The organism is Roseibium sp. SCP14, from assembly GCF_040329475.1.
Taxonomy (GTDB): Bacteria; Pseudomonadota; Alphaproteobacteria; order Rhizobiales; family Stappiaceae; genus Roseibium.
This window is the reverse complement of sequence record NZ_JBDZYH010000005.1, coordinates 555,727-570,899: the sequence shown is the minus strand read 5'-3', so window position 1 is coordinate 570,899 and position 15,173 is coordinate 555,727. Positions and strand designations below refer to the sequence as shown.

The following is a 15,173-nucleotide window of genomic DNA, read 5'->3' as shown; positions in this document are numbered from 1 at the left end:
CAAGACAAGTGCTGGAGCGCTTCTCGTGCGTCCCCTATTTAATATCATTCGCCTGTGCGCGATCGGCCTCGCCGTCCTTTTGGTGAGCGCATTGTCGCCTTCGGCTGAGTCCCTTGCGGCTCAAGTTACGCGTTTCCTCGACAAGGTCGAGGCCGGAGACCTCGTTCCCGGTGCGGATTCGTTCGGACCGTTGCAGGAAAACGTTCCTGTTGTGGCCGCCATCAAGAACGGGGAGACCATCGGTTGGGTCTTCCTGACTTCCGACTTCGTTTCCACCACCGGCTATTCGGGCAAGCCGATCCACACGCTGGTCGGCGTGGATCCTTCGGCCGTGATTACCGGTGTCAGGCTGGTCAAGCATTCCGAGCCGATTGTCCTGATCGGGATTCCCGACAGCAAGATCAAGGCTGTCACGGAAGGTTATGCCGGACTTGACCTGAAAGCCGAGGCCGAAAGCGGCGGCTCCGCGCACGATCTGGACATCATTTCCGGTGCCACGGTGACCATCATGGTGATCGACGATTCTATCGTCCGGTCAGGCCTGAAGGTTGCAAGGGCGCTCGGCCTTGGTGGACTTGCTCCGGAAGTTGCCGAAAAGGGCCCCCAGCTGGAAATCGACTATGAAAAGCAGGACGTATCCGACTGGATGACCCTGACCGGCGATGGTTCGGTTCGCCGCATGTCCCTCGACGTTGCGCAGATCAACGAGGCCTTTGTCGACCAGGGGGACCAGCGAGCCATCGCCCGTCCGGAATCCGGGCCCGATACCGATACCTTTATCGACCTCTATCTCGCTCTGGCGGACGTACCGTCCATCGGCCTCTCCCTGCTGGGCGAAGCGGAGTACCAGAACCTGAAGAGCCGCCTGAAAGAAGGTGAGCATGCGATCCTGGTCATGGGTCGCGGCCGCTACTCCTTCAAGGGGTCGGGCTATGTCCGCGGCGGCATTTTTGACCGTATCCAGATGATCCAGCACGATGTCTCCGCGAGGTTCTTCGACAAGCAGCAGGTTCGTGTCGGTGAGATCGTCGCCGAAGGCGCGCCATCCTTCACGGAGATGGATCTGTTCATCATTCCGGCAGACATCGGCTTCGATCCTGCCAGGGATTTCCGCCTGCAGCTGCTTGTGCAGCGGGCGGTCGGACCCATCGACAAGGTCTTCCTGACTTTCGACCTCGGTTATCAGTTGCCGCAGGATTACCTGAAGGCGATCCCGGTCGCAGCCGCAGCGGCGGACCCGGCAACAACATCAGCCGTTTCTGCCGATGAGCAGACCGTCGTAGAGAAGCTTTGGGTGCGGATCTGGAAGGGGCGGGTCTTTGACGTCGTCGTGCTGGGAGTTGCCATTGGCGTTCTGACCTTGGTGTTCTTCTTCCAGATGCAGGTGACGAAAAACGAACGTTTCACATTCTGGTTCCGCATCGGTTTCCTCACATTCACGCTGGTCTGGCTCGGCTGGATGGAAAACGCCCAGCTTTCGGTCGTCAACGTGCTCGCCTTCTTCTCGGCTTTGACCAACGAGTTCAGTTGGGACGCCTTCCTGATGGATCCGCTGGTCTTCCTGCTGTGGTTCTCGGTCGCTGCCGCGCTGCTCTTCTGGGGTCGCGGCGCCTATTGCGGCTGGCTCTGCCCCTTCGGCGCCATGCAGGAACTGACCAACCGGATTGCGAAGTTCTTCCGCGTGCCGCAGATCGAAGTGCCCTGGGGACTTCACGAACGGCTGTGGCCACTGAAATACATGATCTTCCTCGGCCTGTTCGGATTGTCGCTCTACTCGCTGGATGTGGCTGAACATTACGCCGAAGTCGAACCGTTCAAGACCGCGATCATCCTGAAGTTCCAGCGTGCGTGGCCGTTTGTTTTGTTCGCAGTCGCCCTGTTGGCGGCGGGGCTTTTCATCGAACGGTTTTATTGCCGCTATCTGTGTCCGCTCGGAGCTGCGTTGGCGATTCCTGCCCGCCTGCGCATGTTCGACTGGCTGAAGCGGTATCGCGAATGCGGCAATCCCTGCAATCGCTGCGCCAAGGAATGCATGGTCCAGGCCATTCATCCTGAAGGCAACATCAATCCCAACGAGTGTCTGAACTGCCTGCATTGCCAGGTTCTCTATCAGCACGACCAGAAATGTCCTGTCTGCATCAAGAAGCTCGCCAAGCGGCGGAAATTCGAAGTGCAGACAGGAATCCGGAAACCGGAAAAGGTAGCCCAATCGGCAGAACCCATTCCGGCCAAATAACCTTCAAACGGCAAATAAGGAGATCAGCCATGAAGGATAAAGAACAACATTGGGGCATGTCCCGAAGGGACCTGTTAGGCGGCACTGCCAAGACTGCAGTCGTTGCGGGCATGGGGGCTGTCGCTGTCAGCGGCGCCAATTCCGCGCTCGCGGCTGAAGGCGGGCAGAAGTTCGAGATGGCGCCTGGCGAGCTCGACGAATATTACGGCTTCTGGTCGTCAGGCCAGGCAGGCGAGCTTCGCATTCTCGGCGTTCCGTCGATGCGCGAACTGATGCGCGTGCCGGTGTTCAACCGCTGCTCGGCTACCGGCTGGGGACAGACCAACGAATCGCTGAAGATCCTGACCGAAGGCCTGTTGCCGGAAACCAAGGCATTCCTGGCGGCTCAGGGCAAGGTTACCTACGACAATGGCGACCTTCACCACCCGCACATGTCCTTCACCGACGGCACGTATGACGGCCGCTACATCTTCGCCAACGACAAGGCGAACACACGCGTTGCCCGCATCAACTGCACCACGATGAAGTGCGACAAGATCATCGAGATCCCGAACGCGCACGACATTCACGGCATGCGGCCGCAGAAGTATCCGCGTACCGGCTACATCTTTGCCAACGGTGAACACGAAGCGCCGCTGGTCAATGACGGCACCATCCTGGATGAGCCGGACAAGTACTCCTGCATCTTCACCGCCATTGACGGCGATGAAATGAAGGTAGCCTGGCAGGTTATCGTGACCGGTAACCTGGACAACTGCGATGCCGACTACCAGGGCAAATATGCTTTTGCCACCAGCTACAACTCGGAAATGGGCATGAACCTTGCCGAAATGACCGAGAGCGAGCTGGATCACTGCGTGGTCTTCAACATCAAGGCCATCGAAGAAGCTGTCGCAGCCGGCAATTACCAGGAACTCAACGGTGTTCCGGTCGTCGACGGCCGCAAGGAAGCCAACTCCCAGTTCACCCGCTACATCCCGATCCCGAACAGCCCGCACGGCTGTAACGCGGCTCCGGACAAGAAGCACATCGTCATCAACGGCAAGCTGTCCCCGACGGTTTCCATCATTGACGTGACCAAGGTGGACACCCTGTTCAGCGACAACGTCGATCCGAGATCCGCAGTTGTCGGTGAGCCGCAGCTGGGTCTTGGTCCTCTTCACACCGCCTTCGATGGTCAGGGCAATGCCTTCACCACGCTGTTCCTGGATAGCCAGGTGGCAAAATGGAACATCGACAAGGCCATCCGCGCCTATGCCGGTGAAGAAGTCGATCCGATCATCTCCAAGGTCGATGTGCACTACCAGCCGGGCCACAACTCTACTTCCATGGGTGAAACCGCGGAAGCAGACGGCAAGTGGCTGATTTCGATGAACAAGTTCTCCAAGGACCGGTTCTTGAACGTTGGTCCGCTGAAGCCGGAGAACGAGCAGCTCATCGACATTTCCGGCGACGATATGAAGGTTGTCCATGACGGCCCGACCTTCGCCGAGCCGCATGACAGCATTATCGTTCACCGCTCCAAGGTGAATCCGGCAATCGTCTGGGATCGGAACGATCCGAGCTTCGCCGATGCGGTTGAGCAGGCGAAAGCAGATGGCGTTGATCTGGAAGACGCCGCCGACGTCATCCGTGACGGCAACAAGGTTCGCGTCTACATGCACTCCGTCGCGCCGACCTTCAGCCTTGAGAAGTTCACGGTGAAACAGGGCGACGAAGTTACGATCTATGTCACAAATATTGATGACATCGATGATCTAACTCATGGCTTCTGCCTGGCGAACTATGGTGTTGCTATGGAAGTCGGTCCGCAGGCGACTGCGTCCGTGACATTCATCGCCGAGCGGCCGGGTGTGCACTGGTTCTACTGCCAGTGGTTCTGCCACGCACTCCACATGGAAATGCGCGGCCGCATGCTCGTTGAGCCAAGAGGAGCCTGATCCATGCATTGCGCCCTGCAAAAACTCACGGGTCGCCTGGTCGTTCTGGCGGCAGCTCTGGCGGTGTGCGCACCGTTGTCTGCCAAGGAATGGTCTGTCCCGGCAGAGCAGGGCGCCCTGCAGGACACTCTTGAAAGAGCGCAGGCCGGGGATGTTCTCCGGCTTGCTCCAGGTGATCACGCCGGACCTGCTCTGGTCGACAAGAGCCTCGTCCTGGATGGTGCCGGAAAAGCCAGGATTGTTGGTACAGGTGAAGGCAGTGTCGTAACGGTTACGGCCACGGATGCCGAAGTCCGAGGTCTCATTTTGACGGGTTCCGGCCTGTCTCATGAAACTCTGGACGCAGGCGTCAAACTGACCAAGACCGCTCATCGTGCAGTCGTTCGCGACAACCGGATTTTGAACAATCTGACCGGCGTCGATGTGCATGGCGCACGCGATGCCCTGGTATCGAACAATCTGATCGAAGGCCGGCAGGACCTGCGCATGAATGAGCGCGGCAACGGCATCTATGTCTGGAACGCTCCTGGTCTGCTGGCGGAATTCAACACGATCCGCTATGGCCGTGACGGCGTCTTCGTCAACACCAGTCCCAAGGATACGTTCCGCAACAACCGGTTTGAAGACCTGCGCTTCGCGGTCCACTACATGCACGGCAATGGTGGTGTGGTCGAAGGCAATGTCTCGGAAGGCAACGACATCGGTTATGCCCTGATGTTTTCCGACCGTCTCAAGGTGAGAGACAACGTCTCCATCGGCGACCGGAACCATGGCCTCATGCTGAACTATGCCAACCGCGCAAAGATCACGGGCAACCGGGTTTCCGGCGGCGGCGAAAAATGCCTGTTCATGTACAACGCCAACAAGAACACGGTTGAAGACAACCGGTTCGAGGGCTGTCCGATAGGCGTTCACTTCACTGCCGGTTCCGCCAACAACCGTTTCCAGGGCAACGCTTTCATCCGCAACAAGACCCAGGTCAAATATGTCGGCAGTCGCCTTCTTGACTGGAGCACGGAAGGTCGCGGCAATTTCTGGAGCGACCACGCTGCCTTTGACATGAATGGCGATGGCCTTGCCGATACGGCCTACCGGCCCAACGATCTCGTTGATCAGGTCCTATGGACCCAACCTTCTGCGAAACTTCTTGTCGGCAGTCCGGCTGTACAGCTGCTGCGCTGGACCCAATCCCAGTTTCCGGCCTTGTTGCCGGGCGGGATCGTCGACAACGCCCCTCTTATGCATCCGCCGGTTCGGCCCATGCCAAATTCTGGAGTTCAAGGATGACGAATTCCACGCTTGCTGTTCAATCCGTCAGCAAACATTTTTCCAGCCACACGGCTGTTGATCAGGTTTCCTTCGCCCTGGAACCGGGAGAGCGTGTTGCGCTCCTGGGTCATAATGGCGCCGGCAAGACCACGCTCTTCAAGATGATCCTCGGCTTTCTGAAGCGCGACGGCGGCGACATTTCTGTCCTGAATGCTGCGCCCGGAAGCAACGCTGCCCGTACGGCGACCGCCTATCTGCCCGAGTCAGTGGCTTTTCCGGCAGCGCTTACCGGCGAAGAGGTTCTGAAATTCTACGCCCGGCTGAAAGGACAAAAGCCGGCAGTTGCCATGCCGCTGCTGGAAAGAGTTGGCCTGGCAGAAGCTGCTAGAAGGCGCGTTGGCACCTATTCCAAGGGGATGCGCCAGCGCCTTGGTTTGGCCCAGTCTCTGATCGGAAACCCCCGCCTGGTGCTGCTGGATGAACCGACAACGGGTCTCGATCCGATTTCCCGGCAAAATGTCTATGAGCTGATCGGTGAAATCGCTGAAAAAGGTGCAACGGTTCTGCTTTCTTCCCACGCACTCACCGAGCTTGAAGCGCGGACTGACCGGATCCTGATCATGTCCAGGGGTAAACTTGTTGCCGATGACATTTTGAGTGAACTCAGGGCACAGGCTGGCCTGCCGATCAAGCTGAAGGTTTGGACCAAACCGGATGCGGTCAAGGAAGTTGCCGAACATCTGGGTGCTGGCCGGATGAATGGCCGGTCTGTCGAGCTCGACTGCGATATCGAAGAAAAAGTCAAAGCCCTGTCGGCCATCAGCGCTCTGGGCAATCTGGTCGAGGATGTCGACGTGCATGCGCCGAGCCTGGACGACGTCTACCGGCATTTCTCCAACGCGGCACAAAAGGAGGCTTGAGCCATGTTCTCCCGTATCTTGACCATCGCCGCGCAGGAGATCCGGATCGGTATCCGCAACAGGTGGATCCTGCTGGCGACGGTCATTCTCGCCGTTTTTTCGCTGGCACTTGCTTTGCTGGGTTCCGCTCCGGCCGGAACGCTCGGTGTCGACCGGTTGACAATCACCGTCGCCTCGCTGGCAAGCCTTTCGGTCTACCTGGTGCCGCTCATCGCCCTCCTTCTCGCATTCGATGCAGTTTGCGGTGAGGTTGAGCGCGGCACGCTGCTGATGACCTTTTCCTGTCCCATTTCGCGACCCGAGTTCCTCATCGGCAAGGCAATAGGCCATACACTGGTTCTGACCTTTGCTCTTGTTATCGGTTACGGACTGACAGCGGGATTGCTGGTTGCCAGTGGTGCCGGGTCGCTGACCGGCCTGATAGACTTCTCCCGGTTGATCGCAACCTCGGTGCTGCTCGGGGTCTGCTTTCTGGCGATCGGCTATGTGCTCAGTTCCCTGACCCGTCAATCGGGTACTGCGGCGGCTGCCGCAATCGCGGCCTGGCTCATCATGGTTGTTCTTTACGATCTGGCGCTGCTGGGTGCGCTGGTCGCCAATCCGAGCGGCGTCTTTGCGTCCAAGGTGTTCCCCTATGCGGTTCTGTTGAACCCGGCCGATGCTTTCCGCCTGTTCAATCTCGCGGCTCTCGGTGCCAGCGACCTTGTCGGCGGCATGGCGGGTGTCGCCGAAACCCTGCCATTCGATCCTGTTCTGGCCCTGGTTTCCCTGTTGGTCTTCGCCGGCATGGCCCTTGGTCTTTCCACCTTGCTTATCCGGAAAATTACGCCATGAAACGCAGTGTGATTGTCCTTCTCGCTCTTGGCCTTCTGACCGCTTGTCAGGAAGAGGTTCAGATCGCGAAACCCGATCCGACGGCGCTTACACCGGAATCCGCCGGCTTCTATTGCCAGATGACGGTTCTGGAACACACAGGGCCCAAGGCACAGATTCATCTGACCGGAAACCCGTTCCCGTTCTGGTTCACGCAGGTGCGGGACGCGGTTGCCTTCAAGCACAATCCCGAAGAGCCCAAGAACATCGCGGCCATCTATGTCAACGATATGGACAAGGCGGCGAGTTGGGATGATCCGGGATCGGAAAACTGGATCGACGTGGACGTTGCCTGGTTTGTTATCGGCAGCACACAGGTTGGCGGCATGGGAGCGCCTGAAGCGATTCCGTTCGGAACCGAAGCCGGCGCCAATGCATTCGCCGAGGAAAACGGCGGCAGTGTCCTGCGCTTTGCGGACATCCCGGCCGACTATGTTCTGGCACCGGTCGAGTTGTCTTCTGCCTCACAATTGAACGCGGACAACGATACGGTTGGAGTAAAGCAATGAACCGGGGTCCGGAAACCAAATCGACCTTGAACCGTAGGCGCTTTGTGAAGATCTGCGCTGCAGCCGCAGCTGGGCTGACCCTGACATCAGGTCTTGCGCAGGCCCGTCCGGTACTCCACCGCTGGCGCGGAATTGCTCTGGGCGCAAAAGCGGAAATCAACCTTCTCCACGAAGACAAGGCAAAGGCGCAGGAACTGTTCCGGCTTGTCGAAGCTGAAATCCGTCGCCTGGAGGCTGTTTTCAGTCTTTACAGCGAGACCAGCGAACTCACTCGGCTGAACCGAGACGGACATCTGGAAGCTCCGTCGCTCGACATGGTCAATCTCCTGGCTCTTTCTCGCCGGATACATGCGGTGACGGAAGGAGCCTTCGACCCGACCGTTCAGCCTCTCTGGGCTTACTACGCAGACAGGGCATCTCGTGGCCTTGCAACTGACGGCAGGGGAGCACGGACGAGTGAACTGGAACAGGTTCTGGAGCGCACTGGCTTCGGATATGTCACCGTCGAACCGGGTCTCGTTGAGTTCCGGCGCAAGGACATGGCCTTGACACTGAACGGTATCGCGCAGGGCTATATCACCGACCGGGTCGCTGCCCTTCTGGGGGCAAGAGGCTGTACCGACATGGTTGTCGACATGGGTGAAATCTCTGCAACCGGAGACGCGGCACGTTCAAAGACACCTTCCGGAAGAGGGTGGCCCATCACGCTTCGTCCCGATCCGCAGACAACGGACGCGGCCGTTGAGGTGAAGATAGCCGATGCGGCGGTTGCCAGCTCAGCCAGAACGGGAACGACATTCGACCAGGCTGGCAAATCGTCCCATATTCTCGATCCGCGGACGGGACTTCCCGTCGAAACGGATCTGACGGCAGCCAGTGTCATCGCGCGAACGGCAGCTTATGCCGATGGTCTGTCTACCGCAGCTCTTGTATGCGGCGAACAGGTTCTGTCGGCAGCTTTGGCGCATGTTCCCGAGGCGAAGGCATTTGTCGTGCGCAAGGATGGCGCGTCGGGCTGGATCAACAAGCAAGGCAGCTGATTGCCGTCTTGAAAAAACTTACCCCAAGAGCCGTTTCCCGGGCGGCTCCTGGGGTTTTTAAAATCGCTGCTTGGCAACACGTTTCAGAAACACCATGACGCAGCGTTAGTAAACGATTTCCTAATTTTAACGTTAAGATTGAAACCTGGCGTGCCACTGGCCGGAGCGGCCGATTGCACTGCATTTGGGACTACGCGCAAACACTGCTAATGTTGCAATTTCAGGTTTTGAGGTTGCCATGATGCGTTTGAATTATCCACGGCGTGCATTTTTCCGCGCAATTTGCGTCGGCCTGACGGCATGTCTGGCTCTGGGGCAGGCAGTCTATGCGGAGAGCGGTACGGAAAAAGCACAGAAAGGCGATGGTATGAGTGGTTCAGATATCTCTTGGGTCTTTTCAGTGACGGTGAAAGAAGGGGCGCAAGATAAGCTGAAGGCGCTGATCGACAAGATGACCGATCAAGCCAAGTCATCTGAACCCGGTACGCTCGGTTATGAATGGTCGATCAGTGATGACGGCACACATGCCCAGGTCCACGAACATTACCTCGATTCAGACGCGGCTCTTTCCCATCTGTCGTCATTCAACGCCAATTTTGCCGGGCCCTTGATGGAACTGGTCACGCCGACAGGCATGGTCGTGTTCGGTGACCCGGATTCGGCACTGAAAGAGGCAATCGAAGGGGCAAAGCCGATCTACATGAAGCCAGCGGGCGGTTTCGTACGTTAGCTGAAAAACGGGAACCTTGGAGATTGAGGGAACGTGCTATCCCTCAACTCACCTTTTTCCTTCCGCCTCGTCCATCAGCCCGCGCACCCATTTGGCTGCCCACCACGTCGCCGGGACGCCGAGTGGAATGCTGAGCCAGATGGCCGTGACCGGTGGGATTGCCGGAAAGCCGAGAGCGATGCCGATCAGACCAAGCAGGAAAAGGTTGATCGCGACTGCACCCGCAGTGAACGGATAAAGCACAATTGCCAGCTTCTTGACGGACCAGGATTCTTCTATCTGTGTCATGCAGCCATGCTCCGAATTGCCGCGCATTTCAATGAGTGGGCGATAAGGTCCGGAATGAACCAGGCCTGACCGATGCAGGGCAGGCGAACTCCCTTGAAGTCGGCTGCGTCCAGCGCCTGGGGAACGTCTTCAGTCACATGACCTCCTGGCGTTGCAAAGAACGGCAGAGCCAGCGTCTTGGGTCCTCTTTGCTCAGCCACTTCCGAAAGATGCGGATCCTGTTCCAGAAAACCTCGACGGACTTCTCTGACCGGCAACAGATCCCTCAGGGCGGACGCAAAGTGATGGCAGCTTTTGGCCGCCGTTGTGCCGGTCGGCGATCCATGCGCGGCAATCAGCACATCGCAATCCTCAAGCGACCATCCGCGGCGCTCCGCCGCTCTGCGCAGCAACCGGGCCGCCGAACGCGGCAGTTCGGGATGCGTGCCCAGTGGAGACAATTGCCGGCAATTGGCATCGCCGAGCCGGTCCGGAAGCGCCTTCTTCGTGAACCATCCTTCTGCCATGAAGAGCGGAAAGACGAGCGGTTCGCCCTCGGAGTGTTCAAGGACCTTTTCCAGCGCTCCGGGAGCTGCCAGTGTGGCGGACCGGATGGACCAGGAAGGCAGCAGCTGGCTGACCTGTCTTGCCAGCGTCTGTACCTGGTACTCTCCGGCTTGTGGCTTGGATGGCTGACCGTGCGAGACGATAATCGCCTCAGTGACTGGTCCCCTCCGAAAATGTGATCTTGTTCCAGACATTGTATTTTCCCGAGGGTTTGCGCATCGGCAGTCGGCGAACTTCTTCCAGTGTTTTGGCGTCGTAGACGATCACTGCACCATCGTCTTCCCAGATGGAGACCAGGGCATAGCGGCCATCGCGAGTGAATTCGACATGGGCGACGGTTGCCCCTTCTTCCGGGCGCAGGGTCTTGACGATCTCAAGGCTCTCCTTGTCGATGACATGCATGACGTCCTTGTTCGGACCGAAGAATACGTCGACCCAGACATAGGGCGAGTTTTCGTGGCTGCGCATGAAGAAGCCCGGCCCGAGCGTGTCGATCGTCTTGACCGTTTTCCAGGTCTTCATGTCGATGACCGAGACCGTCCCGTCCTTCAGGTGGGGCGTTGCCATTACTGTGGTGTCACCGTATTTCCAGGTGATGCCGGATCCAAGATGCGGCATGCCCGGCAGATCCAGGTCCGCGATTTTCTGACCGATCACAAGGTCGATGACCTGCCCGCCCTCGCCGCTGCGGGACGCTCCCATGACGTATTCGTAGCTCTGATCGAAGAAGAAATCGTCCAGATAGTCGGGTGTGGTGATCTTGCGGATCGGGAAGGGGGTCGTATTAGGTGCAGGGCCCTCGACCCGCCAGTCATGGGCAAATCCGTAATGTGGCGGGTTCTTGCCGTAAAAGACCTCCCAGATCTCGGGCACATCCTTCAGGGCAAGCACGAAGCTTTCGCGCGGTGGCGCCTGATAGACAGCCGAAATCCGGCTCGGTGTACCGTCCTTGCCCTTGACTTCCCGAACGTTGGCAACGCTCAGATCTTCCGTCGAAAGGATCGTCAGCGAATTCGGCAGGTAGTTGGCAACGGCCAGCCAGTTGCCGTCATGGCTCATGGCAATGTTGCGGCTGTTCAGTCCGGCGCGAACGCGGCCGACTTCCTGCAGGGAATAGAGATCGTATTTCTGCACCCAGCCGTCGCGCGACATGATGAACACGTAGCGGCCGTTGGGGCTGAATTTCGGACCACCGTGAACCGCGAAGGGGGTCGCGAAACGGTCCAGCGTTTCGAATGTGTCACCGTCGAGCACGCTGACGTGATGGTCACCGGTTTCGACAACCAGGGTGATGTTCATGGGATCGGACGACCAGACCGGTTTGTCGGCAGGCGCGTATTCTTCGTTGAGCACCCGGCTTGCCATGATCTCGGCCTCACCCCAGGGCGGAACGTCGGCCAGAGGTTGCTTCAGATAGGCGGTCAGGTCTTCGATTTGTTGCTCTGACAGGGTTTCACTGAAAGCGGGCATCTGTGTCGCTTCGCGGCCGTCGCGTATGACCGAGACGAGATTGGGGCCACGCATGCGTCCCAGCGTTTGCGGGATCAAGGCAGGGCCCAATCCGCCCAGCCGTTCGGCGCCGTGGCATTCCTGGCAGTTGTCGGCATAATCCTGCACCGGGTCCGCCAATGGTGCGGAAACCATCAAGGCCATTGCCAGAGTTTGGGCGCTAAGCGAAACGATGAACCGGGTCATGGCTCTTTCCTCGGAATGGGGTCACGGTAAGGCGCTCGTAGTCGCCGTCTTCAACACCGATTTCACTGTCGCTCAGGTAACAGGCAGGATCTTCAGCCCAGGGGTCGCCCGTCAGCTGAAGTGCCCTGATGCGGGTATTGCCGCCGCAGACGTCCTTCAGTGCACAGGCACCGCAGCGGCCCTTGAGTGGCCGCGGTCTGGTGCGCAGTTGCGCCAGCATCGGGTCGGCGCCCGTCCAAAGGTCGGAGAAGAGATCGGATTTCACACTGCCGATCGTGTAGTCGGACCAGTAGGTATCGGGATGGACATTACCGAGCGTGTCGATATTGGCAACGCCGAGACCGGAGGAATTTCCGCCCCAGGCTGCCAGGTGAGCGCGGACATGATCGGCCTTTTCGTCGCCGAACTTCTGTCGGATCCAGTTCAGGAAATAAACCGCGTCCGCGTCGTTGTTGCCTGTGACGATGTCTAGGTTTCGCTCGCCATTGACGCCTTGCCAGGCTCGCTCCATCAGAAGGTCCATCGCCCAGCGGGTGCGTTTGTGTTCGGCGTCCTCGCCCCGGTGCTTGTCGCCGCGTCCGGCGTAAACCAGATGGGACAGGTAAAACTTGTCGACGCCTTCGTCATCACACAGGCGAAGCAGATCCGGTAGATGGGTATGATTGCCTTCCGTCAGAGTGAAGCGCAGCCCCACCTTGATGCCACGGGCCTTGCATTCGCGCACGCCGCGTAGCGCATCGGCATAGGCCCCCTCGACACCACGAAACCAGTCATTGGTCGCGCCGATCCCGTCGATCGAGATCCCGACATAGTCGAACCCGATTTCCGCGACGCGGTCCACGGTTTCGCCGTGCAGTTTGGTGCCGTTGGTCGACAGCGCAAGCATGCGCACAAGTTGCCTGGCACGTGGCGCGATTTCGAAAAAGTCATGCCGGTCGAGAGGTTCCCCACCGGACAGGATGAGGGCCGGTATCCGGAAGGTGCCCAGATCCTCAAGTGTCGACATCGCCTGCTCATGTGTGAGCTCACCCGGAAAATCCACATTGGCGGACACCGTATAGCAGTGCCGGCATTTGAGATTACAGCGCCGTGTCAGGTTCCAGATTACCACCGGTTTCACCGGTCCGGTCGCCTGGCGTGTACGCACAGGCGTCGGGTTGGCGATCTGGTGCATGTATTCCGACAGACGAAACATGGTCAGCGTTCCTTCCTGCGCAAACGCATTCCGGTTTTCTTCAAAATGCGCGTGGAAAACAGAATGTCGCTTGCCCGGCAGGCATCTGCGAGCAGATCGGCAATTTCCGCGCGTTTGGCGTGAACCTCTTCGCGGTCAGCGCCATGCACCATGGCAAAAAGGTTGTAGGGCCAGTCGGGCAGGGCACGCGGGCGACGATAGCTATGGGTGACGAAGGGCAGCGCTCCGACACGTTCACCAAGTTCATCGACGAGGTCATCATCGACATCCCAGACCGTCATTCCGTTCGAGCTGAGACCAAGGCGATAGTGATTGGGAGCTGCCCCGATCCGGCGAATGACGCCTTGCTCTTTCAGACGGGCAAGCCGTTCCAGCAATTCCGTTTCGCTCATACTGAGCGTTTCTGCGATAACTTCGTAAGGAGCCTGCACCAATGGCAAACCTGCCTGCGTGGCCTCTACGATTGCCCGGTCTTTTGGATGCAAAGTCATGCGTTTACCCGGAATCCGATGAAAAATTCGCGTTCTTTCGGAAACAGGAGAACTTGAAGCCCGGTCTCTTGCTCGATTACTGCAGCAGTACCGGCAATGTCTTTCTGGCTTTCGGTCGCCAGCACGAACCACATGTTCAGCCTGTGATCCCGTTCATAATTATGCGCGACTTCCGAATGAGCATTGACTTTGGTTAAGACCTCCTCGAACCGGTCTTCAGGTACTGCCATAGCGCACAGGCAAAAGGCTCCGCCAAGAGCTTCGGCGTCGAAAAACGGTCCAAATCTGGTCAGAAAACCATCGTCCCTGAGCCGCCTGGTGCGGTCGACGACTTCTTGTTCCTCCAGGCCGAATTCCTCAGCAATTTCGGCGAAGGGGCGTGACGTCAGAGGAAGGTCGTCCTGCAGGCGATTGATCAGCCGGCGATCGAGATTGGAGAGAGTGTCGCTCATGCCGCCACACTCCTGTCCGCAATCATCGCTCCGGTCTGCTTGAAACAGCGGCTGGAGAACAGGACCTGATAGGGAACCCCGGCAAGCTCGGGCAGGTGGGCCGCCTTTTCGAGCGTATCCAGAGCCTTGCCCCTGCTCTTTGCATGGATCATGCAATAGAGCCTGTAGGGCCACAGACCATCGACAGGACGGCGTTCGTAACACAGGGTAACGCCTGGATGGGCGGCGAGCGCCGGACCTGCGGCGTCCATCTGTTCCGGTGGGACATTCCAGACGACCATGGCATTGGAACTCCACCCAAGTGCGCGGTGACGTACAATCACGCCCATTCTGGAAATGATGCCTGCACCTTCAAGGGTGCTGATGCGCGAGAGAACCTCAACCGGATCCCTTCCCAGATCTTCCGCGATGCGGGAAAAGGGGCGCTCGCACAAAGGCATGCCGGTTGTCAGCGCCTGTAGAATATCCCTGTCACCGTCCTGGAAGCGGTCCAGGTGAACCGGCCGGGGGGCTGGCGCCGTCTTCGTGTCATCCGTCATCCGGAAACCGAGATCGACATTGAACGGCCGGACGAGGCGCAGATCGAGCACCTTCAAGCCGGTTTCCTTGCGAATGGTGTCGAGCGTCCGGTCGACATGGGCCCGGTCCGGACCGGTCGCGACGAACCAGAGGTTCCAGTGGTTCTCCCGCAAATAGGAATGATTGACCCCTGGTTGCCGGCCGACGATCTCGGCGACGGATTCAAGGGTTTCGGTCGGGGCAGACAATGCAGCGAGCGTGCTGGCTGAAATCGTGTTTGGGGCGCAGGTCGCCCCCACCCTCGAGATCCGGCCTGAAGACTTCAGTGCTTCCAATCTGGACAGGACTTCTGCTTCCTCGCAGCCAACCTTCTTTCCGATTTCCGCAAACGGTTGTTCCACCAGAGGAAAGTCGCGCTGCCAATCATCCAGCAGCTTGATGTCAATGGGATCGCAAATCCGTTCCATTGT

General features: G+C 58.5%; 15 protein-coding genes. 8 read left to right on the top strand and 7 right to left on the bottom strand.

What is annotated here, in order from left to right; all coding sequences use genetic code 11:
* The first annotated feature begins 25 nt into the window (after positions 1-25).
* The 8 genes from ABLQ08_RS22720 (at position 26) to ABLQ08_RS22685 (ending at position 9,517) form a co-directional block, all read left to right on the top strand.
* The gene (locus tag ABLQ08_RS22720) at positions 26-2,236 is read left to right on the top strand and encodes a 4Fe-4S binding protein (RefSeq protein WP_352946776.1); all 2,211 of its coding nucleotides are present in this window, start codon (positions 26-28) and stop codon (positions 2,234-2,236) included.
* 29 nt (positions 2,237-2,265) lie between these two features.
* Positions 2,266-4,176 (top strand): TAT-dependent nitrous-oxide reductase, encoded by a 1,911-nt coding sequence (gene nosZ / locus ABLQ08_RS22715; protein ID WP_352946774.1) that lies wholly within the window; start codon positions 2,266-2,268, stop codon positions 4,174-4,176.
* Positions 4,177-4,179: 3 nt separating this feature from the next.
* Positions 4,180-5,463, top strand: a complete 1,284-nt coding sequence (locus ABLQ08_RS22710; RefSeq protein WP_352946771.1) for a nitrous oxide reductase family maturation protein NosD — start codon at positions 4,180-4,182, stop codon at positions 5,461-5,463.
* Positions 5,460-6,365: an ABC transporter ATP-binding protein gene (locus ABLQ08_RS22705; protein ID WP_352946769.1), complete on the top strand. Its 906-nt coding sequence runs from the start codon at positions 5,460-5,462 to the stop codon at positions 6,363-6,365. Before ABLQ08_RS22710 ends, ABLQ08_RS22705 begins: the two co-directional genes overlap by 4 nt.
* A gap of 3 nt (positions 6,366-6,368) precedes the next feature.
* Positions 6,369-7,199 (top strand): ABC transporter permease, encoded by an 831-nt coding sequence (locus ABLQ08_RS22700; protein WP_352946767.1) that lies wholly within the window; start codon positions 6,369-6,371, stop codon positions 7,197-7,199.
* Positions 7,196-7,747, top strand: a complete 552-nt coding sequence (locus ABLQ08_RS22695; protein WP_352946765.1) for a nitrous oxide reductase accessory protein NosL — start codon at positions 7,196-7,198, stop codon at positions 7,745-7,747. Before ABLQ08_RS22700 ends, ABLQ08_RS22695 begins: the two co-directional genes overlap by 4 nt.
* Entirely contained in the window at positions 7,744-8,787 is a 1,044-nt protein-coding gene (locus tag ABLQ08_RS22690; protein WP_352946763.1) for an FAD:protein FMN transferase, read from the top strand. The genes ABLQ08_RS22695 and ABLQ08_RS22690 overlap by 4 nt, the downstream gene beginning before the upstream one ends.
* A 238-nt stretch (positions 8,788-9,025) precedes the next feature.
* Positions 9,026-9,517: a putative quinol monooxygenase gene (locus ABLQ08_RS22685; RefSeq protein WP_352946761.1), complete on the top strand. Its 492-nt coding sequence runs from the start codon at positions 9,026-9,028 to the stop codon at positions 9,515-9,517.
* Positions 9,518-9,565: 48 nt separating this feature from the next.
* On the opposite strand, the gene ABLQ08_RS22680 is transcribed toward ABLQ08_RS22685, so the two are convergent.
* Genes ABLQ08_RS22680 through ABLQ08_RS22650 form a run of 7 tightly spaced genes read right to left on the bottom strand, consistent with a single transcriptional unit; the run spans position 9,566 to position 15,170 of the window.
* Positions 9,566-9,805: a hypothetical protein gene (locus tag ABLQ08_RS22680; protein ID WP_352946759.1), complete on the bottom strand. Its 240-nt coding sequence runs from the start codon at positions 9,803-9,805 to the stop codon at positions 9,566-9,568.
* Entirely contained in the window at positions 9,802-10,545 is a 744-nt protein-coding gene (locus tag ABLQ08_RS22675; protein WP_352946757.1) for a CbiX/SirB N-terminal domain-containing protein, read from the bottom strand. Before ABLQ08_RS22675 ends, ABLQ08_RS22680 begins: the two co-directional genes overlap by 4 nt.
* Positions 10,502-12,046 carry a cytochrome D1 domain-containing protein gene (locus ABLQ08_RS22670; RefSeq protein ID WP_352946754.1) on the bottom strand — a complete coding sequence of 515 codons (1,545 nt, stop codon included), beginning with the start codon at positions 12,044-12,046 and terminating at the stop codon, positions 10,502-10,504. The genes ABLQ08_RS22675 and ABLQ08_RS22670 overlap by 44 nt, the downstream gene beginning before the upstream one ends.
* Positions 12,021-13,241: a heme d1 biosynthesis radical SAM protein NirJ gene (gene nirJ / locus ABLQ08_RS22665; protein WP_352946752.1), complete on the bottom strand. Its 1,221-nt coding sequence runs from the start codon at positions 13,239-13,241 to the stop codon at positions 12,021-12,023. The genes ABLQ08_RS22670 and nirJ overlap by 26 nt, the downstream gene beginning before the upstream one ends.
* Positions 13,242-13,243: 2 nt before the next feature.
* Positions 13,244-13,732 carry an Lrp/AsnC family transcriptional regulator gene (locus ABLQ08_RS22660; protein ID WP_352946750.1) on the bottom strand — a complete coding sequence of 163 codons (489 nt, stop codon included), beginning with the start codon at positions 13,730-13,732 and terminating at the stop codon, positions 13,244-13,246.
* Complete coding sequence (locus ABLQ08_RS22655) at positions 13,729-14,184, bottom strand: Lrp/AsnC family transcriptional regulator (RefSeq protein ID WP_352946748.1); 456 nt, start codon at positions 14,182-14,184, stop codon at positions 13,729-13,731. The genes ABLQ08_RS22660 and ABLQ08_RS22655 overlap by 4 nt, the downstream gene beginning before the upstream one ends.
* Positions 14,181-15,170 carry an AsnC family transcriptional regulator gene (locus ABLQ08_RS22650; protein ID WP_352946745.1) on the bottom strand — a complete coding sequence of 330 codons (990 nt, stop codon included), beginning with the start codon at positions 15,168-15,170 and terminating at the stop codon, positions 14,181-14,183. Before ABLQ08_RS22650 ends, ABLQ08_RS22655 begins: the two co-directional genes overlap by 4 nt.
* Positions 15,171-15,173 lie beyond the last annotated feature (3 nt).